Below are 22,888 nucleotides of genomic sequence, written 5' to 3'. Positions count from 1 at the left end.
CGCATTCCAGTGTCGCGAACAGAGTTGAGGACCGGCATGCACCCGGTGTTGCGGCGTGTTCTGTTGCACGGCGGTCTGACGGCACTCATTTTGGCCGTCATGGGTGCGATGCTGGCCGAGCTGGCGACCCTCTGGCTGAGCGGCCACGCCACCCGCTCGGCCGACCCGGTCGCCGAGCAGCAGGTCGGCACGGCCCTTCGCACGCGCGTGCCGCTGATGCTCGCGGCGTGGGGGTTCGCGTTCGTGCTGGTCGGTGAACTCGTGATCTGGCGGATTCGCGGGAGCCGCCCGGCCGCGCCCAAGCCGTCCGAGAATCCTCAAAACGACGCCGAGAAACTGCTCAACGAGCTCTTGGCCCAGGCGGAATCGCGGATGGCCGCGGAAGCGGGTGGGCCGGAGGCCGGGGGCGAGAAGCCGGGGGAAGAGCGGCCGCCCGCCCCGCCGTCGCCTTGAGTCGTTCGTATTGTACCTTTCGCCGTTCGCTCTTCTTTCTGACCCGCTACCCGCACCCCCATGCACTCACGCGCTGATATCCTCGCCCGGTTCCGATCCCAGGTGGCGGCCGGCGTGCCGATCGTTGGCGGCGGGGCCGGCACCGGGCTGTCGGCGAAATGCGCCGAGGCGGGCGGCATCGACCTCATCATCATTTACAACTCGGGCCGGTTCCGGATGGCCGGGCGCGGGTCGCTCGCCGGCCTGCTCCCCTACGGCGACGCGAACCAGATCGTGATGGACATGGCCCGCGAGGTGCTGCCGGTGGTGCAGCGCACGCCGGTACTCGCCGGGGTGTGCGGCACCGACCCGTTCCGGGTGATGAAGCGGTTCCTGCTCGATGTGAAGGACGCCGGGTTCAGCGGGGTGCAGAACTTCCCGACGGTGGGGCTGTTCGACGGCACGTTCCGCGTCGGGCTGGAAGAGACCGGGATGGGGTACGGGCTCGAAGTGGACATGATCCGCGTCGCCCGCGACCTCGACCTGCTCACCTGCCCCTACGTGTTCACGCCCGACGAAGCGATCGCAATGACAAAGGCGGGCGCGGACGTTCTGATTCCGCACATGGGCCTGACCACGAAGGGCGCCATTGGCGCAAAGACGGCATTTTCTCTGGAGGAGAGCGCGAAGCGGGTTCAGGAACTGGCCGACGCCGCGAAGAGCATCAACCCCGACGTGCTGGTGCTGTGCCACGGCGGCCCGATTTCCGAACCCGAGGACGTGCGCTACATCCTCGACCAAACGAAGGGGATCGCGGGCTTCTTCGGGGCGTCCAGCATCGAACGGCTGCCCACGGAGGTGGCCATCACCGGTTGCGTGAAGCAGTTCAAGGCACTGAAGCTCGACTGAAGGCCACCAAAACACTTTGGTCGGCTTGAAGAGTATGGCAGTTGATGGGAGTGAGGCGCGCGAATGCCGGATGCCATTGAATCCTTGTTCGCTGCAGTTTCAAACATCGTGCGCTCTGCGGGGGCCTGGCCGGACGGCTTGCAACGAGCGGTGTCGTTTGCGCGGGATAACCCGACTTTACTCGCTCGTCGAACATTTTGGGACACCGTTGCCAGCCACGATTTCAATGACGCATTCGCGACGGCTGCGGGCTGGGCTCGCCACAGCCTCAGCGGGATCGATCTGAGTGGAGGGTGGGAGTTTGTGACTCTGACCGTTGGTGACGCCCCAGAGAAGTTCCAACTGTGCCACTCGGGACCGCAGGCGCTCGCCGCAGAGAAGCCGTTCCGGGAATGCATGTTTGGGGAAACACTGATCGGGGTTGAGGACCTGGACCGGTGCTCCGAATCGGGCTGGTGGTGGAGGCCAGATTACACCGTTACTGAACTGTTCGACGGCGTGCTGAGTTATTCTCGCTCAGCGGCTCCGCCGTTCCACGGGAGTGACGGATACTTCCTGTGGCATCTGTTTGCGTCGCTCGCGCTGGTCGCGCCACTGTCCGAACCAAGTTTTCGGGAACTGGTGCTGCAAGGGTGTGAGCGGGTGTACCTGCTATCTGGATCAGGTTCACTATTCGTATACTTGGCCACAGTGACCAAAGAAGGTATGCAGTACGAGCGCCCGTGAGTGCGTAACTTCCGATCCGTCCTTCCGGTGCGGTTGGTGAGATATTCCCTCACCGCCCCTCGCGGAGGCGGTCGGCGAGGAAGTTGCTCAATTCCGGGATCGAGTAGATCTTCTTCACCGTGGCGTCCACGTCGTACCCCACCCGGTGGAACGTGAGGTCGAGCCCGTCGAGCGTGACGTAGCAGGCGCGCCAGTTGGCGTCGCGCGGCTGTCCCACCGAGCCCACGTTGACGATCGTCTTCCGCTCGTCGAGCCGCCACGTGTGGTCGATCTCCTCGGGCGACAGGAACTGCCACTGCGCGCCGGGCTCGGGCTCGATGAACACCCCGGGGACGTGCGTGTGGCCCGCGAAGCAGTACCGGTCGATCTGCTCGCCGATCCGGGCCATCTTCGAGAGGTTGAAAACGTCCTCCGGGAACACATACTCGTTCGTCTGGTTCCGCGCCGAGCCGTGAACGAACAGGAAGTCGCCGTCGCGGAACTGGCGCGGCCGCTCCGACAGGAACGTCCACAGCTCCTCCCGCCGGGCGCACTCGACGACCACCCGGGTCCACAGCGCGGCCCGCTCCGCGTTCGGGCTGAACCCGGTCGGGTCGAACAGCACCGCGTGGTCGTGGTTGCCCAGGACGTTCAGGTCCCACGCCGCCGCCCGGTCCAGGCACTCGATCGGGTTCGGGCCGTACCCGATAATGTCGCCCAGGCTGTAAATCGACGTGACGGCCCGGCCGCCGATGTCCGCCAGGACCGCGTCCAGCGCCTCGATGTTGCCGTGAACGTCGCTCAGAATCGCCCGCATGAGACACCAGGGCAGTGGGCAAGCGGTTGTGGGTGGGCCGCAGGCGGTAGGCAGACAGCATAGGGCGCGGCCGCGCGCGCGACCCATCGTTGCGAAGCGCGCGCGCCGCTCCCGCTTACAACTGCTTCTCAAGGACCGGGAACCGGCCGTGCTCCTTGAAGTAGCGGGCGTAGAACGCGAGCAGGTGCGGGGCGTCCGACGGGCACTGCGCCGCCAGCGCCGTTACCGTCCCCTCGGTCATCTCCAGTGACGCCTCGGACAGCAGCGCTAGGCCCGCCGTTAGTGCGTTCGCCGGGTTCGCCACCAGGAAGCTGAACAGCCCGTTCACCCGCTTGACGTTTAGCCCCTCCGACCCGAACGCACCCAGCCGGAAGCACGGGGCCAACGGGTCGAGCTTCTTCACGTCCGCGTACGTCGCGCTCTCCAGCCCGATCCCCACCGCCGCGGGCGTGCCGTCGGGCGCGCGCAGCACCAGGAGCGCTTCTGCCGGGAAGTACGGGTTGGCGAACAAATAACTTTCAAGTTCCGCCGCGGGCACCCGCACGATCCCTTGCCCCATCGCACTCACGGTCGGCACGTCCTCGCGCCGGAGCCGGTCGATCGGCAGCTTGCTGCGGTTCACCAGGGTGGGCAGGTCTACCGGGTCCGCCCAGTAGTTGACCACCTCGCGCCGCACCGAAAATCCGCGGTCCGTCAGGAACCGTAGCACCGATTCCCAGTCGCGGCGGTAGGCGGCGAACACGGTTTTGAGGCCGCGCTCCCGGGCCGCGTTCATGACCGCCCCGAACAGCGGCTCCGCCGCGGCCTCGTGCCCCTTCTTGCACCACGGCACGCTGACCCGCCGTTGCGCCAGGTCGAGAGAGCAGTACCCGACCACCTGACCGCCCTCTTCGGCGTAGAACCGCGTACCGGGGTCGAACGCGCGGCCCCGGGTCCGCTTCTGCACGTCCGCGGCGCTGGCCGGTTTGAACCCCGGCAGTGAGAACGCGGCGACGTTGTACAGCGCCGCCTGGGTGGTCTCGTCACCGCTCTTAAATGTGCGAATGTTCACAAGTTGAACCGTGCTGCGTGCGGGTGACGATACCCGGTCGGTGGGCCCGGTGCCCGGCGTCGGCGCAAGTGCCGGCGCCGCAACGATCGAACCGAACACACCCTTCGAGTGCGGGCCGTGTGGCGTGCCAATGCGGTCCGGACGCAGCAGCGCGCCCGCAACCACCCAGTGCCGGGATCGCAGCGTTTGCGACCAGCGGCCGGCGCCGTTGGGGTTGCGAACGGCGCGCCGCGGGTGCTACCGTGTGTCGCCCGCACCCCGAGGTCGAACCGCGTGGACACTACGAAGTTAGCACCGCCGGCAAACCGTTTCCAGCCGACACCCAAAACCGTTACCGTACTCGTGAGCGATCCGGTACAACAACCGGCCCGGCGGACGGCGCTCCTGCTCGCCCTGGTTTGCGTCGGGGTGGGGCTGCGCCTGACCGCACTTTTGTCGGACCGGTGCCTGTGGATCGACGAGGCGATGCTCGCGCTGAACCTGGTGGACCGCACCCCGGCACAGCTCCTCGGTAAGCTCGATTACAACCAGGGGGCGCCGGTCGGGTTCCTTCTGGCCGCGAAGGCCGGGATCAGCGCGTTCGGGCCGGGCGCGTGGGCCATGCGGCTCGTGCCGTTCCTGGCGTCGGTCGCGGGGCTGGTGGGGTTCGCGTTCGTTGCCCGCCGGCTGCTGCCCGCCGGGGCGTCGCTCCTGGCGGTCGGTCTGTTCGCGGTGTCGCCGCACCTCGTCACCTACGCGGCCGAGTGCAAGCAGTACGCGAGCGACGCCGCGATCGCGGTCGGGTTGTTCGCTGCCGCCCTCGGGCTGCTCGAAGGGAAGGGGGGCTGGCGCTGGGCCGGGCTGGCCGCGGCCGGGGCCGCAGCGGTGTGGTTCTCGCACCCGTCGGTGTTCGTACTCGGCGGCATCGGAACCGGGCTGCTCGTGAGCGCGCTGGTCGAACGCGACCGGCCACGGTTCTTCGCGGCGGGCGGCACGGTTGCGACTTGGCTCGTGAGCTTCGCGGCGTGCTACTTCCTGTGCCTGAAGCAGCTCGGCGGCAACAAGTACCTGACCGATTACTGGGCCGGGCACTTCATGTCGCTCCCGCCGAAGGGGCTGGGCGACCTCGCGTGGCTCGTGGACCACTGGATCGCGTTCTTCACCACCCCGGGCGGGTTCGGCGGGGCGCTGGTGCCGCTCGGCGGGTTCGCGGCCGTGCTCTCGCTCGTCGGGCTGCGGGAGTTCGCACGCACGCGCTGGGCCGTGGCCGTCGCGCTGGTCACGCCCGCGGTCCTGGTGCTGCTCGCGTCCGGGCTGCAGAAGTACCCGATCGGCGGGCGGCTCATGCTGTTCATGACCCCACTGGCGGTGCTCCTGGTTGCCCGGGGCGCGTGGGCGGTCTTTGACGGCCTTTCGGAACGGAACGCCTTCGCCGCCCGGGCGCTGCTGGCGCTGCTGGTGCTGTCCCCGGTGTGGGCCTCGTTCGAGTTCCTGAAGCAGCCGCCGCGGTCGGAGCAGCTCGCGCCGGTGCTGGAGCGGGTGCGGTCGGAGTTCCGCCCCGGGGACCGCGTGTTCGTCTACTACGGAGCGGTCCCGGCGTTCACCTTCTACACGCGCGAGCGGCCGTTCCCGGCGGAGGCGGTCACGCTCGGCGCGGAGCACCGCGACGACCCGGCGGCGTACCGGGGCGAACTGGCCGGGTTGCGCGGGCGGGTGTGGTACGTGGTGAGCCACCGGCACGGCACCGAAGAGGCAGAAGCGCTCGCCGTGCTCGACGCCCGCGCCCGCCCCGCGCGCGAGGTGAAGCAGACCGGGGCGGCCGCGTACCTGTACGAACTCGAATAAGTCCGGCTGTGCGGCGCGGGCGCCTCCCGAACCTCCGGAACCGGTGCCGGGCGCGGTTGATCCGCCCCGGTTCAGCGGTTATCGTCAAGAATGGCACCGCACAGCCACTCGGGGGGGCGACACAATGGCGATTGACCGGCGGGGGTTTCTGGGCACGGTCGCGGCATCGGTCCTGACCGGTCCGTTCGCCCTTGCGCAGACCAACCTGAGCGAGAAGAAGGTCGTTCCCCTGGACCTGCCGCTCGACAACGCGGACGTGTGGACCCTCCACTTTCGCTACAAGCCGCTCCGCATCGTCCAGGTGAACGGGTTCGATAAGGGCGGGCGCCGTGCGAAGCAGACGGTTTGGTACATGTGGTACCAGGTGTACAACCTGCCGCGAGAGGGGCGGCCCGGCGAGCCGGTCACGTTCCTGCCCCAGTTCGAGCTGGTCACCAAGGACCTGAACACGACGCACCTGGACGAGCCCCAGCCGTTCATCTTCGAGCAGATCCGCAAGATCGAAGACACGAACGTGACTCCGGACAAGCCGGAGGGGGTGCTACAACTGCAGAACTCGATCACCATCTCGAAGCGGCCGATCCCGGTGAGCAAGCCGGACGCGACCCCGCGGGTGGTGTCCGGTCTGGCGATCTGGACCGATATGGCCGAGGTGGCGCCGAAGACGAACAAGTTCAGCGTGTACATCGCCGGGCTGTCGAACGGCCTTGCGAAGGAAGAGCTGCGCACGGGCGAGCTGCTCATCAAGCGCAAGACGTTGCAGATCAACTTCGTGCGCCCGACCGACGACAACAACCCGCTCATCACGGACATTCGTCCGGACGATGCGAGCGGGCCGGCCGAGCAGTGGGTGTACCGCACGTCGTCGGTGACGAAGGCGGTCGGACGCACGGCGCCGAAAACGCCGCCGCCCCCGCCGATGTGAGTTTTGTTGGCGCCCGCATCCGGCGCGCGGGCCGCGGGCACGGGACTGTTATCCCGTGCCCGCGGCCCGCGCGCCGGATGCGTTCATGAGTCGCTGGCCTCAAGACGCGAAACTATGTCCCCTCTCGCTGCCGCTCTCGCCCCTCTTACCGTCGCGTATCTCGTCGGGGCGCTTCCGTTCGGCTACCTTGTGGGCCGGTTCCGGGGCGTGAACCTGTTCCAGGCCGGGAGCGGTAACATCGGCGCCACCAACGCCGGCCGCGTCCTCGGGCGCAAGTACGGCGCGATCGTGTTCGTGCTGGACCTCTTGAAAGGCGCGGCACCGGTAGCGGTGGCGGTCCGGCTCGCCGAGGCGCTCGCGCCGGGGGCGTCGGACGCGATCGGCGGGCCGGACGTGGTCCGGGTGGGCGCCGCGGCGCTGGCGTTCCTCGGGCACCTGTTCCCGGTGTACCTCGGGTTCCGCGGCGGAAAGGGCGTCGCGACCGGCGCCGGCACGGTGTTCGTGTTGGTGCCGCTGGCGGCCACGCTCGCGATAACAACCTGGGTCGTGGTGCTGTTTGCGTCGCGGTTCGTGTCGCTGGCGTCGCTGACGGCGGGCACCGTGCTGGTACTCGCTCACCTCGTGGCGTCGCGGGCACCGTTTGCGGAACCCGTGCTCCCGGTGACGCTGTACCTGATCGCGGGAACGGCGATGGTGTTCGTGAAGCACCGGGCGAACGCGAAGCGGCTCCTGGCCGGGTCCGAGAACGCGATTGGAGATTTCCCGATGCGGCAACCGGTTCTGCGGGGACTACACGTCCTGGCGCTGGGGTTGTGGTTCGGCGGGGCGGCGTTCTTCAACTTCGGCGCCGCGACGGCCATTTTCGATTCGTTCAAAGAGGTGGTGAACGCCGGTCCTTCGGACCGCACCGCCTATCGGACGATCATCCCGGCGGACGCCGAGCAAAAGGAGAAGGACGCGCTCGCCAGCGCACTGGCGGGGTCGGCGGTCGGACCGGTGTTCCCGCGGTATTTCGCGATGCAAACGGTGTGCGCCGCGATCGCTCTGCTGACGGCACTGAGTTGGTTCCGACTCGGAGGGGCTCACCGGTTCCGGGTGTTCGTGATCGCCTTCGCGACGGCGACCGTGATCGCCGGGTGGCCGATCTCGAACGAGGTGACCCGGCTCCGGCTCGAACGATTTAACCCGGACGCCACCATCGCCGCAGCCGCGAAGGCCGCGTTCGTGTCGTGGCACTTCGTGAGTCTCGGGTTGAGCATCGTGACGGTCGGCACCGCGGGCGTGGCGCTCGCGCTCGCCGGGCGCCTCCCCAGCGACCGAGAAGGTCGAGGAGTTTGATTCGTCGATCACTCCGGATTGTGAAGGCCGGAGACGCGGTTCAAGAACGTTCGCACATCAACTTCGGGATCGATTTTGCCGCCGTCGCACAGGTGCGCGGCGAGTTGGTTCGCGAAGAACGGCGACAGCAGCGAACCCTTCGACCCGAGCCCGTTGAAGAACGCGACCCGCGGGGAGTCCGGGTGCCGACCCAGAACGGGCACGCTCCCGCCGATGATCGGCCGTACCGCGGCGCGGTGTTCGATCACCTCAAACGGCAGCCTGAGTAACTCGCGGAGTCGCCCTTCGAGTTCGGTTCGGCCTGCCGCGGTGGGAACACCATCGAGTTGGTGCCAGGAGTACGTCGCTCCGACCCGAAACACCTCATCGCCGAGCGGTGCGAGCCATACGCCCCGGTGCGTCACACGCTGCTCGGCCAGTCCGGGCACCCAAACGGTCAGGAACTCGCCCTTCGCGGCGCGGAACGGGATCGCGCCGAACCACGGATCGCCGTCGGGGGCGAACCCGCGGCAAAACGCCAGCGTTTGAGCTTCGACGCCCAGTTGAGTGACGCGAACGGTGGCGGTGGTGGGCTCGATCTGTTTCGGGTCGAGGTCTGCGGTGCAGAACGCACCAATGGCGCGGAAGTACTCACGCGACGCTTCGAGGTAACGGGGCACGTCGAGCCGGGCGGCCTCGGGCATCACGAACCCGCCGAACGCGGCGTTGAACCAGTCACCACGAGCGCCCACATCACCGTCGGGACCGGAATAACGCGCCCGTTCGTTTGCGGTGGCGAAGAGCCTGATCGCTTCACGCGGGTGGAAGAAGGTGGCGCCCGTGCGGGTCTCGATTTCGCGGTAGAACGTTTCTGCCGCCGGACGTAACTCGTCCCACCGCCAGCTTTTCGCGACACGCTTTCCGGTGATCGGGGTGATGAGCCCCGCCGCGAGCCGAGAGCAGCCCCCGCTCCCGCGGTCCACGACGAGAACCTTCCGGCCGCGGCGAAGGAGCTGCCACGCGAGTGCGGTTCCGGCCAACCCCTGGCCGACGATGACGAATTCGGGGTGCGCCGACATGAGTGCTATTGGACGCCGGGCGGCGGTTCGAGGTCCGGGCGGCGCGCGAGTACGCGGTCCCGTTCACCCCGGGTGAGGTCGTAAACGCCGGGAAGTTCAAGTGTTTCGCCGACCGCGAGCCGGCACGCGGTGCGTTTCTCGCGCGCGCGGTCGAGGAGCTTCGGCACGCACGCGGCACAGGCGAGGCCGTACGTCTTGAGTTCGGCGGTGGTGCCGTCGCTCCACTTCGCCGCGATTTTGTACAGCGCCGGCGAGTGACACCCCGGTGCGTAACACAGCACAGGGTACGGTGACATCGGCATGGGTAGGGGGACTCAGTCGCACGCGTAAGGGAGCGGCTCACCGTGGATATGGGCGAGGGCGTTCATCGCGGCCTTCAGCTCGGCTTCCTTCTTGGTGTGGCCCCATGCGGCCGGGAACCGCTCGTCGTGGACCTGGGCCGCGACCTTGAAGCACTTGTTGTTGTCCGGCCCCTGCTCGTCCAGGAGGAAGTAACGCGGCGTGTCGCCGTACTCCCGCTGGGTCACGGTCTGGAGCTGGGATTTCGCGTTGGCGGAGATGGCGTCGCGGGCGACGCGATCGACTTCAGGGTCGATGAAGTCCAGCACGAAGTCGCGGGCCGCGTCCCAGCCGCCGTCGAGGAAGACCGCCGCCACCAGCGATTCGAACGCGTTAGCGAGGATGTTGAGCGGCATCTCGCCGTTCGAGTTCACCCCGCGCCCCAGGAACAGGAAGTCGCCGAGCCGGATTTCCTGGCTGAACCGGGCGCAGGTCTTGCGACTTACAACGGCGGACTTCACCTTCGTGAGGTCGCCTTCCTGGTACTCCGGGAACCGCCGGTACAGTTGCTCGCACGTGACCAGGCCGAGGACGCTGTCACCCAAAAACTCGAGCCGCTCGTTGGATGCGGCTCGGGTGTTCGCGCTGGACGTGTGCGTGAGCGCCGAGCGGAGGAGTTCCACTCGCTCAAAGCGGTAGCCGATTGCGTCCTGGCACTCGTCGAGAATTTCACGTTCCCGGTTTCCGCCGGGCGGGTCCGAAGGAGGCATGACTAGTGGTACATAAAACGCGGACGGGCAATAATAAAGGTTGAGTGCCAACGTACCACCCCGGGGGGGCGCTGTCAACGCGCAACGCGGCCCCTTTGTCGTAGGCCGATCGACAAGCGAGCGACAGGTCGATTTTGCACTCGTGCCGTTCGAGGAACGAACGCGGATCGGAGGTGCGCGGGCGTCCGGAACTGTAACGCGGGGGTTACACTTGATCCCGAGCCGCATTCGACGGGTGAGCGAGTGGACATCTGCGGGCGATAAACGGGTGCTTCACTACCGTTCCACTGGTCCCCGGACTGGCAATTCGCTGGGTGTTTACTACCCACGAATCACGCGTTCCACCCCGATAGTCGGCGCCCAAAGTCAGCAGAGCCCAGATCAGCAACGAGCCGAAACGACCGTCGCAAGATGTTGCTGATAAGCTGTTTGCGGCAAATATGATTCAAAACGATGGTGGCGTTTCTGATACGCGATCCCCAAAACAGGTATTCGGAGTGCGGTCGGCTCGTTCCGCGAACGGTTGCGAAATGGTCGGTACTGCGATCCGAAGCACCGATCGGATGCACGAAACACCGCTCGCGAAGCGAGCGGGCGACACTCCGAACACCGTAGAAGTTTTCCGTCCGGGTGGTCCGTCAGGCACCGATCTTGACCCGGCGGCGCGTCTCGAACGGCTCTTGCGACTTGATCGGTGCCGGACAAAGGGCTTCCACGGCGTCGATCAGTGCGACTTCCGAAAACGGTTTCGCGAGGAACGCCTCTGCTCCGGATGCGGCCGCGTAATCACGATGGTGCGAGGAGGTGTAACCCGACATCACGAGCACACGAACGTTATCACCGAACCGCTCGCGGAGGGCGTGGGAGACCTGAAACCCGCTCTGGCCGGGTAGTAACAGGTCAACAACCGCGAGTGTGGGTTGATGCTCAACCGCCAGTTCGACCGCCCGCAGCCCGCAGCCGGTGCTGACCACCTTATAGCCGCGGCGGCGCAGCGTGAACTCGAACGCGGCACGCAGGTCGGCATCGTCTTCGACGAGTAGAATGAGCCCCGGGTGTGAGGTCACGCAGGTTGCCTCCGTGCAACTCCCGGCAGTCGGTCCGGGTGTCCGTTTGGGCGGTGTCGGGAATGTAGCGACCACTGTTGGTTTCCCGCAACGGTGTTTTACGAAATTCTCTCGTGGGATTGGGCGAGTCCAATGAAGATTCGCGTGAGGTTAAAAGCGCCTCTGCGATATTCGCCCCTCGCCTGAAATGGTAGCTCAGAACGGCTAACAAAAATGACGAAATCGCAGGAAATCGCGCCGTACCGCATGCCGGCGGAGTGGGAGCCGCACGCGTCCACGTGGCTCGCGTGGCCGCACCGCGGCTCCGACTGGCCGGGGAAAATGGAACCCATCCCCTGGGTGTACGCGGAGATCGTTCGCGCGCTGACGCGGCACGAGACCGTTAATCTGATCGTTCCCGATGACATTCGCCACGCCGCCGCGACCGACGCGCTCACGCGCGCCGGTGCTGACATCAGCCGTGTGAAGTTGTGGGAGAAGCCGACGGACCGCTCGTGGGTCCGCGACTCCGGCCCGATCTTTGTGCGGGATTCGGCGGGCGGTCGAGTGGCGCTCGACTGGCACTTTAACGCTTGGGCGAAGTACCCGGACTGGCTCCAGGATGACAGCCTGCCGGCGTTCGTGGCCGAGTCGCTGGGCGTGAAGTCCGTGCAGCCGGTTCGTGACGGCCACCGCATCGTTTTGGAGGGCGGGAGCATTGACGTGAACGGTGCGGGCCTGCTGCTCACGACCGAAGAGTGCCTCCTGAGTAAGACGCAGGAACGCAACCCGCCGTTCAGCCGGGCGGACTACGAGGCGGTGTTCGCGGAGTACCTGGGCGTTCAGAAGGTGCTCTGGCTGGACCGCGGGATCGTGGGCGACGACACGCACGGCCACGTTGACGATCTGGCGCGGTTCGTAAACTCGCGCACCGTCGTGACGGTGGTGGAAAACGACCCGAGCGATGAGAACTACCAGCCGCTTCAGGAGAATTTGGAGCGGCTCGGCGGCATGACCGACGTTCACGGCACGAAACTGGAGGTGATCCCGCTGCCAATGCCGCGCCCGCTGATCTTCGAGGGCACCCGGCTGCCCGCGAGCTACGCGAACTTCTACATCGCGAACGGGACGGTGATCGTGCCCACCTTCAACGACCCGGCGGACCGCCTCGCGCTCGGCATCTTGGCCGATGTGTTCGCCGATCGTGAGGTGGTCGGGATCAGTTGTGTGGACCTGGTGTGGGGGTTCGGAACGCTCCACTGCATGACGCAACAGGAGATTGCAACCCGGTGATCTTCTGAATCGCTTGGCGGCAGCACACGACGAGGGTCGCTCTTTGGCCTGTGGTTTGCTTGCTGCCGCTCCGGTTATCGCGGTTGGTGTGTTCTGACCCGCGCGGACTGCGCTGCCGTTCGCGGACCCGTCCGGCGCCGACGCGTCGCCCGAACCGGAGCACTCATGGACCCGCATTGGCTCGTGAAACTCGATCAGACGGTCTCTTCGTACTCGATACTCGCCACGCTGCTCGTTCTCGCTCTCGTCGCCGGCGGGTTGTTCCAGATCGGCCTCATCGGCTGGGTTCTCGACCGGTTCGGGCGCGTCACGCGGTGGGCCGTGGCCCGCGGGTTCCGCGTGTGGGAGCGGTGGCTCTCGTGGGCGTCCTGGGGCGTGTACCTCGTCGTCACGCTGGGGCTTATTGTTGGCGGAGGCGTTACCGCCACGACGGCTCCGGTCGTGACGCTGTTGTGCGCCGGCGCGCTTCTCACGATGGGCGTAGCGACGTGCCTCGCGTACATGTTCATCGACGTGGAGCGGTACGAGATCGAGCGCGGGCGTAAGGCCGTTCACAACCCGACCAAGGGGCAGGAGCTTGCGTCCAACGTGGCCCGATACGGGCACCGGGTCGGCGTGCCGCTGATGGGCGTCGCGGCGGCCGGGGTGATCGGCGGGTTCGTGCTACTGAACCAGGGGACATACGAGACCGTCGGCCGGAACTGGTACGTCATCGAAGGGGACACGCACCCCGGCTTCGTGGACTTTTTCACCTACGCAATCATCAACCTCGTCCGGCTGGTGGACGTACTCAACCTGGCCGACTCGAAGCAGCTCGTCCACACCGCGTTCGTGCGGAGCGCCGCGCCGCCGACCGCGCTGCTGCTCGCCGCGTTCAAGTCGTTTTTCACGCTGATCTTGTTGCAACAGGTGTTCGCCTCGGTGCGGCAGGGGCGGCTCATGTCCGAAACCATCGCCGATTTCTGGAGCCCGCACGAGCCGATCCACGACCGCGCCCGGAACGCGCTCCCGCAGTTCGGTGCCGCGGCGATCGGGCCGGTGCTGGTGTCCCTGCGCGGACTGACGGCGTTAACGAAGGAGCAGCGCGACCAGTTGCCGCTCGTGCTGGCCGCGATCGGCCCTTCGACCGTTCCGATGCTCGTGCGGCACCTGTCCGACGCGCACGAGCACGTCCGTGTGGTGGCGGCGGCGGCGCTCGGTCACCTGCGCGCGCGCGACGCCGTTGCCGATGTCGCCGCGCTACTCGGCGACCCGAGCGGGATGGCGCGGCTGAGTGCGGCCGAGGCGCTGGGTTCGATCGCTGAAGGGGGGGTGAAGGCGGAGCGCGTGCGCCGGGTGCGGCGCCCCCGGCGCGCGAACACCCGTTGGCCGTTCTTGAACCGCGCTCAGGAGACCGGCCAGGAACTCGACCCGACCGGGTTCGCGGTCGAGAACCTGCGCCGCGCCCTCGGCGACGAACTGGCGGCCGTTCGCGGCGCGGTCGCGGCGTCGCTCGGACGTGCCGGGGCGCCCGCGGTGCATGCGGCGAAAGAACTGGCCGCGCTCCTGACAGACACAGACGAGACGGTTCGATGCCGCGCCGCGGAGGCACTCGGGGCGGTAGGGGCCGCTCCAGAACTACTCGCGCCGGCACTCGATGACCCGGCCGGTCCGGTACGCGCGGCGGCCGCGCTGGGTCTGAAGGCGCTCGGGCGGCGGGCCGCTCCGGTCGTGCCGCGGCTGATCGAACTGCTTCAGGACCGCGAGGATTCCGTTCGCGAGGCGGCGGCGGAAGCGGTAAGGGCGGTTGGTCCGCTGGACGACGGCGCAACCACCCAACTCGCAACCGGGCTCTCCAGTCCGGACACAACCATCCGCGCGCAGGCGGCGGAAGCGCTGGGGGCTGTCGACGCGTCGGCCGAACATGCGGCGCCGCCGCTGATCGAGGCCCTTGCGGACGGTAACGACATGGTCCGCGCGAAGGCGGCGGAGGCTCTCGGCAAGCTCGGTGCGGAAGCGGCCGAGGTCGCGGTTCCTCATCTGGTGAAGGCGCTCCGCGACCGCGACAGTTGGGTCAGCGCGCTGGCCGCCGAGGCGCTGGGCGAGATGGGCGTCGGGCAGGGCGTGGTTCCGGGCCTAATTCGCGCGCTGGGGCACGTCAACCCGCAAGTGCGAGCGAACGCGGCGGAGGCGCTGGGCAAACTCGGATCGTCCGCGGGGATGGCGCGGGCGGCGCTGGAAAAAGCGGCCGCTGATGAGGACGGTGCGGTTCGCGCCCGGGCCGTGCGCGGGCTGGGCACGTTGGGCTCGCCGACAATTGGTACAGCGCGACTCGTGCGCGAGGCGTTCAAGGACACCGACCCGCTGGTGCGGACCGGGGCCGCGGCGGCCGCGGCGGCGTGGGACCAGCCGCCGGAAGACCTGCTGGCCGACTTACTGCCCCTATTGCGCGACCCGAACGATCAGGTTAAGGTGCAGGTGTGCGAAACGCTCTCGAAGTGGGTTCAGGGGACTGATGCGGTCGTTAACGGGCTGTGCGAGGCGCTGACCGCAGACGACAGCGACTGGGTACAAGCCGCCGCGTCGCAGGCACTCGCGCGGCTCGGGCCGGCGGCCGTAAAGGCCGGCGCGGCTTTGCTCCGCGCCGCGCGCACCGGCGAGGCCGGGGTGCGCGAGCAGGCGATGCGTGCGCTCGCCATGATTCAACCTCCCGAAGCCGTCGAAGCGTTTACGTCCGGCATGTCCGACCCGGAGGTGCCGGTGCGGTTGGTTGCTTCTGCGGGGTGGATACGGGTGTCAGAAGTTCCCGAGTCGGCCGCTTCGGCGCTGGTCGAGGCGCTTCACGACCCTGAAACCCAGGTTCGTGCGAACGCGGCGCACGCGCTCGCGCGACTGGCCGAACTCCCGTCCGGTGCGGTTCTGCCGCTCCGCGAATGCCTGACCGACCCCAACGACGGGCTGCGATTGAACGCGGCGCTTGCACTCCGGCTCGCCCCGGCGGCCGAACGGTCGGACCTGATGCTAGACCTTCTGGACGACCCGAACGTACGGGTGCGGATGGTGGCAGCCGGCGCCGTTCTCGAGGCCGATTCTGCGAACGCGCGGGCGGCCGCAGTGGTTCACGCGGCGGCAGACGATCCGTCGCCGCGCGTGCGGCAGGCGGTAGAAGAATTACTTCCGCTTATTCACACAGAGTCCACCAGCCCCGAACCGGCAGCGGATCAACCGCACGGCTTGATCCCGGTGCTGTAAGCCATTCGAAGTGCCGGACCGTCGATTGCTGCCGGCCTACCTTGTGTGACCGACGCATTTCCTACATTCGGCGCATGTTTCGACTGCGAAGTGTAATCCGGGAAACAAATTGCGCCTCGCGGCGCCGTGATTGCATCACAGTTTCGCAGTCGGAAGTTTGGATCCGGTGAAGGAGATGAAACAATGATGCGGTTCTTACTTGCGGCCGGTGCGGTCGCTGTGTGTGTCGCTCCTGTCGCGGCTCTACCGCCGAGCAACGCCAAGACCCTCGAACACGCCGAGGAGGTGCTCGCCGACCTGAACAGCATCCCTCTCAAAGGCATTCCGGCAAAGTTGCTGGCTGACGCGCACGGTGTGGTGATCGTGCCCCGTGTGATCAAGGCCGGATTCGTGGTCGGTGGTCGCGGCGGGCACGGCGTTGTGCTCGTCAAAGAGAAAGACGGGAACTGGTCCGATCCCGTGTTCGTTGACCTTGGTGGTGCGAGCGTTGGGTTCCAGGCCGGCGTCGAGTCCACCGACGTTGTGCTGGTGTTCCGCAACCGCAAGACTCTCGACCGGTTGCTTGAAGGCAAGGGGAAGCTGACCCTTGGCGCTGACGCGTCCGTGGCGGCCGGTCCCGTGGGGCGGATGGCGGCAGCGGCCACCGATGCCAAACTCGAAGCAGAGATCGTGTCGTACTCACGGAGCCGCGGGCTGTTCGCCGGCGTGTCGCTGGACGGTACCACCATTCACGCCAACCGCCGGAACAACATGCAGTTCCGGCAACCCGGGCGCGAAGCGGAGCTGAAACTGGCTGATAGCTTGAAGGCGAAGTTGGTCGAGATGAGCACCGAAAAGCCGGTGCCTGCGGCCCAGCCGGGCGCGCCGGTTCTGATGCCGCCCGTTCCGACGCCGCCGTCCTCGGCCCCGACTCCAATCCCGACCCCGGCGGCGCCTCCTGTGCCGCCGCGCCCTTAATCGTAACAGCATAACGTGACCGGGCCGGTGGAAGTCTCCGCCGGTCCGGTCACGTTGTTTTTGTAGCTGTTAACCCTTGCCCAAACTCCCTCGCGCGGCGTCAAGACCGCACGAACTGGCACAGCTTTCGGCCCGACAAGTGCAACTCTCAGAGCGACCCACGACACGGAGGTTGTCATGGTCCGCTACTCACTGTGCGTTGTTGTCACCGCCCTGTCACTCACGCCCGCGTCCGCAGAAACCATTCTCGGCGCTGCGGACATCCTCGACTCGATCCCGCCGTCGGTGCCATTAGCCGATGCGCGGGCGATTGCTCTCGTGCCGGCCGCGCACGGCGCGACCCCTCGGGGCTTACTGTTCGTGAAGGGTGAAAGTGGGTGGGGAGAACCCGAGTTTGTTGTGCTGCGAGACGCTCCGCCGACCGGCACGCGCGAGACACCGGACTACGTTTTGATCTTCCGCACCCGCCGGGGCGTCGAACGCGTTGCGAACGGCGATGGTCGGCTCGACCCTGAAGTCACCGCGTATGCCGGCCGCGGAAGTGCATTCGCACCGGTTTCGCTCGGCGGCGCGGTGCTTCGCAAAGGTGGCCCTTTTGCCGGCACGCCGGACCGTAAGCGGACGGTGGAGCTGAAAGCGAAGTTGACCGAACTGGCGACGCCAAAGGCTGTCCCAGAAGTGAAAGTGCCGATCGAGATCGACTGGGTGCGAATCGTCGAGCAGCGCGAGGTGTTTATGGGCGGGTTCGCGGCGCTCGGCGCGTGGCTCGCGATGATGAAGCGGCGCAAGCGGTAATGGCGGCCTCGGGTGCGTGACATGGTTCGTAGTCCCAACAACTCACCCCCCAAGCAGGGCATCGCCGAGGTGTTGGCGCAAGAGCCGGTGGCGGAGGAGCGGTTTACTCCGACCGTAAACCGGAGCACCGCGCCGGATGTGACCCTCCGGAGTGAACGCCGCGTCGTCCCTCTCAACGGCTCCGGTCAGTGCGAACGTGAGCGTCGCGTATCCGTTCGTGAGGCCGCGACGTTTCAGTTCGAGCGACCGCACGGTCTTGTTGATTTTGTCGATCACGAGTCGAGCCGACGCGAGTTGCAGTGGAGGTGCTTCACCGCGACGGGTGGCCTCGACGGAGTAGGTTTGGGTGCTGGCAGTGGGCGGTTCGGACCAGTCCATCTCGAACGATGCGAGTACCTCATCGAGGAGCGTGTCGGGCTCGAGCTCATGAATTTTCACGACGTTCCGGAGCCCCTGTGGCAGTTCAACCTCGGTGAACGCCGCCGCGCCGTCGAGGGTCGGTGCGACCCACACGCGGCCGGCCCCGTCGCTCCCCCAGGCGCCCTTTCCGCCGAACCCGGGCTCGACCACGAACCGGTCCCCGCGGGTGCAGAGCGTGCGCTCCGCCTCCTGCGCGAGCAGCGGAAAAACTTCCCGGCCTCGGGCGTCAATCGTCACCCGGTAGCAGCGGGTAGCGTTTCGCGTGTAGGCGACCCGGGCGTCCCGAATCGCTGCCTCTGGCGTGGGAGCCGCCGCAACCTCGCGCGGTCCGGACAGGGCGAACACTGCGACCACGACCGCCGCGGCCATCGCCCCGATCGCGATCAGCCCCGCAGCCGATTTCCAACCCGGCCGACGGCGCTGGCGCGGTTCGGCGCCGGCGTCGAGTCGGGCGAGAACGCTTTCAGCCATGATCCGACCATCGGAACGAGCTGCTTCGGCGTCGAGTTGCGCGCGCACGCTGGCGTCGATTCCGGGTTCGGGTTCAGGAAACGAGCCGGGAGGGGGCATAACCGCGTCTCGGTAAGTTGTCCGCTCCGTCAGCGGCGGTTGAGTGTAACAACCCACTCTACTAGGGTGAGTTACACGTTTTCCTGCGGAACCTCACCTCTGAGGTGCGGCTCGAGCGCGCGGGCCAACAACTGGCGCCCGCGGTACACGAGCACACCGGCGTTGGTCGCGGACACGCCCAGCGCGTCGGCGATCTCGTCCTTCGACATCCCCAGCGCCCGCAACTCGACGGCGGCCCGCTGGAGCGGCGGAAGCGTCTGGAGCCCGTCCCGAACGGCGTCCTGAAGCTCGCGGTGCTGGGCGATCCGTTCGGGGCTGAGTGCCGCCGGGTCGGAGAGGGTGACCGGTCCGTCGTCCGGGTCGGTTGAGGAATCCAGACTCAGCAAAGCCTTTTCGCGCGTCGCTTGGTTGATGCACAGGTTGGATATCGCTTTGAGTAACAACTTGATGCCGTCGCGCTCAAGGTCGTATTCGTTCGCCCGGCGCAGGAGGCGGTAGAAGCACTCTTGAACCACGTCCTCCGCGCGCGACGGGTCGCGAACGAGCGACCGCGCGTACGCGACCGCGCGGGGGCCGACTGCGGTTACCCACGCTCCGATCCGCTCGCGCTGGTCGTTGGTCAGCATCCGCCGTTCCTGATCGTTGCCGTGCATCCTACTGGCGCGGCCGAGTGAAACCGTTTGCCCCATGTAACCGACGCCGAGTCCGTGGGTTCTTCGGGTGCCGTCGGTTGCCATTACCTCTGAGGTGTCGCGCATGTTTCTGCGCTCGGCTGTGATGACGTTCACCCTCGTCGGGTTGGTTACAGGTTCGTTTGCGGCCCAACCGGAGGGCAAAGCGGACAACGGCCGGCTCAAATCGCGAACGTGGAAGGTGGGCGACGTGACGCGCGAGGCGCTGGTGTACGCACCGGCGGTCACCGGCACGAAGCGGCCGTTGGTGTTCGTGTTCCACGGGCACGGCGGTAAGTCCGAACTTTCGGCCCGGTCGTTCGCCATTCACAAACACTGGCCCGAGGCGGTGTGTGTCTACCCGCAGGGGCTACCCACCGCTGTACCGGTACTCGATCCGATGGGCCGGTTGCCGGGCTGGCAGAAGTTCGTCGGTGATCAAAAGGACCGCGACCTGGAGTTCTTCGATGCCATGCTGAAGTCACTGGTGGCGGAGGAGAGCATCGACGAGAAGCGAGTGTACTCGACGGGGCACTCGAACGGCGGCTTTTTCACATACGTGCTGTGTGCGGCGCGGCACGACAAGTTGGCCGCCGCCGCGCCGGTTGCGGGTGCGATCAACCCGAGGGACGCGATGAACATGAAGCCGCTACCGGTACTGCACGTCGCGGGCGAGAAGGACAAGATCGTGCCGTTCGCGACGCAGGAAAAGACGATGGACCAACTCCGAAAGCTCAACAAGTGCGACGAGAAGGGCAAGGAGGCCGGTAGATACTGCACGCAGTACACCTCGACGAACGGGCCGCCGGTGGTGACGTTCATTCACCCCGGCGCGCACAACGTCCCCGCGGGCGCGCCCGAGCGGATCGTGGAGTTCCTGAAACTTCAAACGAGGAAGTGATCCGGGTTTCACCAGATGTGGCGCCCGGATTGGTGCCTGATGTTGACGATTGGGCTGCCATCAGGGCGATTCCGCTCGTTTGAGCTCAAGGAGCGAGCCGGCGGTCTGACGGCGGCCGAGCTGCGCCGCATCGCTCCCGGCCAGCGCTTCCTCAACCCCGGCTTTGAACTCGAGCGTTCGTAGCGACCGCGGTGCGGACACCCGGTACGAGATGCGGAGGGTGTCGTACGCTAACTCATACACTCCGTAACCGTTTGCATTTCCCGGCTAAAGTGTTGTCCACATCTGGCGCGTGGGCAAGGCCCAGCCGGTAAACGCCCCAAACCAGCGGACCGTGCCGGCGTAACAGCGCCTCAAACGCCGGAAGCACGGTGTAGCGCACGAATCGGTCGAGCAACTCGGCGTCGGAGCGTGTGTCCCACTCGCTCGCCGGGAGGAGGGCGCGAAGCCAGCCGACGGCCGGCGCGCGGGTCGTTCGGGGGGAAGAAATCGGAATGCGGTTCATGCTCGCTCCATACCGGGTTCGGTAAGTACTCCGGTACGGTGGGCGGCGGGTCCGCATTTTTCTCGGTCGCGGAAGCAACCGTAAAACCGCAACGCCCCCGGCGATGCGGTCGCCGGGGGCGTTGCGGTTATGAGTCGGAGGGTACTATCCTACGAGCCCGCAGGTCGAGGCGTCCGTGGAACACCACTGCGCGGCCTCTTCCGAATTCTTGTTCAGGTGGACGTGCCGGTCCACGTGGTCGACCATCGACGTGGGAACGTAATGGTGCTGGTCATCGCCGAAGCTGTCTTTCGTGAGCTTGATCACGTTGCCATCAAGGTGATCGACGACGCCGATCTTCTTACCGCACGATGCGATCACGTCCATGTGCGCGCGGATGCCCGCGACCCCGGCGTCGGAACCTTCGGCGCGGCCCGGACCGACGCCCGTCTTTTCCTTGACCCAGTCGGCCGCGTGGGCGACGTTGTCCGCGATGCGCTGGCCGGCGTCTTTCAGCTTATCGGTGGTATGGGACATGGTGCCATTCCTCGTCGGTTGAAGGCAGCGTACCTGCCTGGGCGCGGCGGGCGCCGCGACGTGGCACACAAAAGCAACCAACGTGCCGAGAACCGAGGTCACGCCACGGTTTGTGCTGTGGCACCCTCTGATTTGTGGCAGAGTGTATCTCGTTTGCGGAACGAGGAGCCCGGCCGTTCGGCGAAGAACCGTGGGAGCCGGTCGTCTTGGCTCAGCACGGCGGCCCGCAGTTGCAGGATCGATTCGGCACCGTCGGGCCGGGTCCAATGCTTCTGTGTGCTCTTCACCCGGGCGTTGATCTCGCCCACCAGTGACTCGACCAAGCTACTCGTCGTCGGTAGCCCGTTGCGCCGGTATCGCGGGTACGCCATGCGATCCCGATTGTTCCCCAAGTAGGTCCGCGCGTGCGCCACCACCCGGCGCGGGTCCCGGCGCTCCTCGGCCGTCGCCGCCTCACCCGGTGGGGGCTCACCCAGCCGCGCCTGCCACTGATCCAGTTCGGTGAGCACTTCTCCAACGCGACCCTGCCAGCACGCGCGCATCCAGGCCACGTATTGGGACCAACCCGACGCCTCATCGGGGCTCACGGCCGCGGCCGACGAGAACACGTAACACACCGCGTGCAGGAAATCCACGATCGGCTCGAACGCACCAAAGTACCCGCGCCAGATGGTCCAGTTGTACGCCTGACCGTCGGCTACGAACGCCCGACGCGGGGCCTCATAGAAGCGCCGCTCCTGGGCCTCGGCGGCCATCATCGGGCCGAACGCGGTACTCCCCTCCAGGCTCGCCACGCACGTCCGCACCAACCGCGTCGGGGACCACCGCTCGGCCCCTTCGGGTTCCCCGGCCGGCACCGGGGGCGTCGATTCGTCCACGGTTTCCGGGGGCGCGACCTCGCCCGCCGGGCCCTTCATCTGCTGCACCAGGCGCCGCACCCGGCGCGGGCAGCGGAACGACTCGGGCGGCTCGGGGCACGGGTCCGTGGCGAACGTGGGGCCACTCAGGGTGGCCAGGCACGCCACCTTGTCCTCCTTGTTCTGGGCCTCGTGAACACCCGGGCCGGCGCCCGCGGCGCGGGTGCGGATGCGCCCCCCATCGACCTCGACCACCACGGCCACGGGCACCACCGCGGTCCGCGGCTCTAACTGGCGGCGCCGGTGCTCGACCGCCTTCCGATCGCGCCGCGCGATCAACTCGTGCCCGACCTCGTGAGCCAGTCGGCGCACCTGGTTGTCGCTGATCGTGACCCCGGTCATCCGCACCGCCTCGGCGGCATCCCGGAACGAGGAGAACCGGGCGGCGGCCGTGACGATGCGTTGAACGACCGAGGAACTGTACCCGTGCTCATCCAGCCCGAGGGCCAGCCGCAGGGGGGAAAAAGTCCCGCCGGCAGGCGGGACAATGGGCGATCCGTTCGGCCTGTTGAACCGTGGCCCCTTGGGCCGCCAGGGTGCGGGTGTGTGGTCGGGTCGGGCACGGCTCGCCACACACCGGACACGGAACCTGTTCGGGCACCTTCCGGGCCTGCTGGTGGAGCATCTGCTGGAGGGCACCTTCGGTGAGCCCTTGTGCCGCCGCGGTGGCGATCTGCTCCATCGTCCGGAAGTCCACGTCCAATCCCGGCCCGTCGTCCCCGAACGCCCGCTTGGAAACGATTTTGCCCCACTCCGCCGCCAGTGCTCGAAGGCGGTCGAGTTCCTCGGCCGTGAAACGCGGTGTGCTCATGACTCGCCCCGCACGAGAGTTGCGGCGAAATCGCCCCGCGCTTTTCCTATCCCGTGCCCCGAGGACCGCAAGGCCTACTGCAAACCGTGGCGTGACCTCCCGAGAACCTGAAGAGTTGGGTGGTGGCCTACGTTCGTTGCACGGCGG

At 67.0% G+C, this 22,888-nt stretch carries 22 protein-coding genes; 11 read left to right on the top strand and 11 right to left on the bottom strand.

All coding sequences use genetic code 11. The features are described 5' to 3' along the window. The first annotated feature begins 36 nt into the window (after nucleotides 1-36). The 3 genes from GobsT_RS26085 to GobsT_RS26075 all read left to right on the top strand — a co-directional run bounded on the left by GobsT_RS26085 (nucleotide 37) and on the right by GobsT_RS26075 (nucleotide 2,067). Nucleotides 37-453 (top strand): hypothetical protein, encoded by a 417-nt coding sequence (locus GobsT_RS26085; protein ID WP_010037486.1) that lies wholly within the window; start codon nucleotides 37-39, stop codon nucleotides 451-453. Nucleotides 454-513: 60 nt separating this feature from the next. Next, nucleotides 514-1,341, top strand: a complete 828-nt coding sequence (locus tag GobsT_RS26080) for a phosphoenolpyruvate hydrolase family protein (RefSeq protein WP_033198058.1) — start codon at nucleotides 514-516, stop codon at nucleotides 1,339-1,341. 63 nt (nucleotides 1,342-1,404) lie between these two features. Next, nucleotides 1,405-2,067 (top strand): hypothetical protein, encoded by a 663-nt coding sequence (locus GobsT_RS26075; protein ID WP_010037493.1) that lies wholly within the window; start codon nucleotides 1,405-1,407, stop codon nucleotides 2,065-2,067. A gap of 49 nt (nucleotides 2,068-2,116) precedes the next feature. On the opposite strand, the gene GobsT_RS26070 is transcribed toward GobsT_RS26075, so the two are convergent. Beyond that, nucleotides 2,117-2,863 carry a metallophosphoesterase family protein gene (locus GobsT_RS26070; protein WP_010037495.1) on the bottom strand — a complete coding sequence of 249 codons (747 nt, stop codon included), beginning with the start codon at nucleotides 2,861-2,863 and terminating at the stop codon, nucleotides 2,117-2,119. Nucleotides 2,864-2,978: 115 nt separating this feature from the next. Next, entirely contained in the window at nucleotides 2,979-3,914 is a 936-nt protein-coding gene (locus GobsT_RS26065; RefSeq protein ID WP_148087878.1) for a GNAT family N-acetyltransferase, read from the bottom strand. A 342-nt stretch (nucleotides 3,915-4,256) separates the two neighbouring features. Here GobsT_RS26065 and GobsT_RS26060 point away from each other — a divergent pair, with 342 nt between their 5' ends. The 3 genes from GobsT_RS26060 (at nucleotide 4,257) to plsY (ending at nucleotide 8,001) form a co-directional block, all read left to right on the top strand. After that, on the top strand, nucleotides 4,257-5,738 hold the full coding sequence (locus GobsT_RS26060; protein ID WP_148087877.1) for a glycosyltransferase family protein: 1,482 nt from the start codon (nucleotides 4,257-4,259) through the stop codon (nucleotides 5,736-5,738). A 124-nt stretch (nucleotides 5,739-5,862) separates the two neighbouring features. After that, nucleotides 5,863-6,663 (top strand): hypothetical protein, encoded by an 801-nt coding sequence (locus GobsT_RS26055; RefSeq protein ID WP_109570870.1) that lies wholly within the window; start codon nucleotides 5,863-5,865, stop codon nucleotides 6,661-6,663. 114 nt (nucleotides 6,664-6,777) lie between these two features. Continuing rightward, on the top strand, nucleotides 6,778-8,001 hold the full coding sequence (plsY, locus tag GobsT_RS26050; protein WP_109570871.1) for a glycerol-3-phosphate 1-O-acyltransferase PlsY: 1,224 nt from the start codon (nucleotides 6,778-6,780) through the stop codon (nucleotides 7,999-8,001). A gap of 8 nt (nucleotides 8,002-8,009) precedes the next feature. Here the strand turns inward: plsY and GobsT_RS26045 are convergent, their stop codons facing one another. From GobsT_RS26045 to GobsT_RS26030, 4 genes are all read right to left on the bottom strand, one after another. Beyond that, complete coding sequence (locus tag GobsT_RS26045; RefSeq protein ID WP_010035685.1) at nucleotides 8,010-9,059, bottom strand: NAD(P)/FAD-dependent oxidoreductase; 1,050 nt, start codon at nucleotides 9,057-9,059, stop codon at nucleotides 8,010-8,012. A gap of 5 nt (nucleotides 9,060-9,064) precedes the next feature. Next, a complete protein-coding gene (locus GobsT_RS26040; RefSeq protein ID WP_010035691.1) occupies nucleotides 9,065-9,361 on the bottom strand; it encodes an SAM-dependent methyltransferase in 297 nt (98 codons plus the stop codon). A 12-nt stretch (nucleotides 9,362-9,373) separates the two neighbouring features. Beyond that, the gene (rnc, locus tag GobsT_RS26035; RefSeq protein ID WP_050790218.1) at nucleotides 9,374-10,108 is read right to left on the bottom strand and encodes a ribonuclease III; all 735 of its coding nucleotides are present in this window, start codon (nucleotides 10,106-10,108) and stop codon (nucleotides 9,374-9,376) included. 638 nt (nucleotides 10,109-10,746) lie between these two features. Beyond that, a complete protein-coding gene (locus tag GobsT_RS26030) occupies nucleotides 10,747-11,175 on the bottom strand; it encodes a response regulator (protein ID WP_010035696.1) in 429 nt (142 codons plus the stop codon). A gap of 213 nt (nucleotides 11,176-11,388) precedes the next feature. Between GobsT_RS26030 and GobsT_RS26025 the strand changes: the two genes are divergently transcribed. From GobsT_RS26025 to GobsT_RS26010, 4 genes are all read left to right on the top strand, one after another. Further along, nucleotides 11,389-12,447, top strand: a complete 1,059-nt coding sequence (locus tag GobsT_RS26025; RefSeq protein ID WP_010035699.1) for an agmatine deiminase family protein — start codon at nucleotides 11,389-11,391, stop codon at nucleotides 12,445-12,447. Nucleotides 12,448-12,612: 165 nt separating this feature from the next. Next, nucleotides 12,613-15,678, top strand: coding sequence for a HEAT repeat domain-containing protein (locus GobsT_RS26020; protein ID WP_010035703.1), 3,066 nt, complete (start codon nucleotides 12,613-12,615; stop codon nucleotides 15,676-15,678). A 183-nt stretch (nucleotides 15,679-15,861) separates the two neighbouring features. Then, nucleotides 15,862-16,635: a lipid-binding SYLF domain-containing protein gene (locus GobsT_RS26015; RefSeq protein ID WP_010035704.1), complete on the top strand. Its 774-nt coding sequence runs from the start codon at nucleotides 15,862-15,864 to the stop codon at nucleotides 16,633-16,635. A gap of 177 nt (nucleotides 16,636-16,812) precedes the next feature. Further along, nucleotides 16,813-17,430 (top strand): lipid-binding SYLF domain-containing protein, encoded by a 618-nt coding sequence (locus GobsT_RS26010; RefSeq protein WP_010035705.1) that lies wholly within the window; start codon nucleotides 16,813-16,815, stop codon nucleotides 17,428-17,430. A 42-nt stretch (nucleotides 17,431-17,472) separates the two neighbouring features. Here GobsT_RS26010 and GobsT_RS26005 read toward each other — a convergent pair whose 3' ends face one another. Together GobsT_RS26005 and GobsT_RS26000 are read right to left on the bottom strand one after the other, a co-directional pair. Continuing rightward, complete coding sequence (locus tag GobsT_RS26005; protein WP_010035708.1) at nucleotides 17,473-18,321, bottom strand: hypothetical protein; 849 nt, start codon at nucleotides 18,319-18,321, stop codon at nucleotides 17,473-17,475. A gap of 170 nt (nucleotides 18,322-18,491) precedes the next feature. Continuing rightward, nucleotides 18,492-19,046 carry an RNA polymerase sigma factor gene (locus tag GobsT_RS26000; protein WP_162542129.1) on the bottom strand — a complete coding sequence of 185 codons (555 nt, stop codon included), beginning with the start codon at nucleotides 19,044-19,046 and terminating at the stop codon, nucleotides 18,492-18,494. 130 nt (nucleotides 19,047-19,176) lie between these two features. On the opposite strand from GobsT_RS26000, the gene GobsT_RS25995 reads away from it, so the two are divergent. Further along, nucleotides 19,177-19,992, top strand: a complete 816-nt coding sequence (locus tag GobsT_RS25995) for a CE1 family esterase (RefSeq protein ID WP_010035712.1) — start codon at nucleotides 19,177-19,179, stop codon at nucleotides 19,990-19,992. Between the two features lie 649 nt (nucleotides 19,993-20,641). Here the strand turns inward: GobsT_RS25995 and GobsT_RS25990 are convergent. The 3 genes from GobsT_RS25990 to GobsT_RS25980 all read right to left on the bottom strand — a co-directional run bounded on the left by GobsT_RS25990 (nucleotide 20,642) and on the right by GobsT_RS25980 (nucleotide 22,741). Continuing rightward, nucleotides 20,642-21,013: a DUF2171 domain-containing protein gene (locus tag GobsT_RS25990; RefSeq protein ID WP_010035717.1), complete on the bottom strand. Its 372-nt coding sequence runs from the start codon at nucleotides 21,011-21,013 to the stop codon at nucleotides 20,642-20,644. Nucleotides 21,014-21,111: 98 nt separating this feature from the next. Then, on the bottom strand, nucleotides 21,112-22,272 hold the full coding sequence (locus GobsT_RS25985) for a hypothetical protein (RefSeq protein ID WP_010035719.1): 1,161 nt from the start codon (nucleotides 22,270-22,272) through the stop codon (nucleotides 21,112-21,114). A gap of 88 nt (nucleotides 22,273-22,360) precedes the next feature. Then, nucleotides 22,361-22,741 carry a hypothetical protein gene (locus GobsT_RS25980; RefSeq protein WP_010035721.1) on the bottom strand — a complete coding sequence of 127 codons (381 nt, stop codon included), beginning with the start codon at nucleotides 22,739-22,741 and terminating at the stop codon, nucleotides 22,361-22,363. Nucleotides 22,742-22,888 lie beyond the last annotated feature (147 nt).

It is taken from the genome of Gemmata obscuriglobus, from assembly GCF_008065095.1.
In the GTDB taxonomy this organism is placed as follows: Bacteria; Planctomycetota; Planctomycetia; order Gemmatales; family Gemmataceae; genus Gemmata; species Gemmata obscuriglobus.
This window is presented reverse-complemented; position numbering and strand designations above follow the sequence as displayed.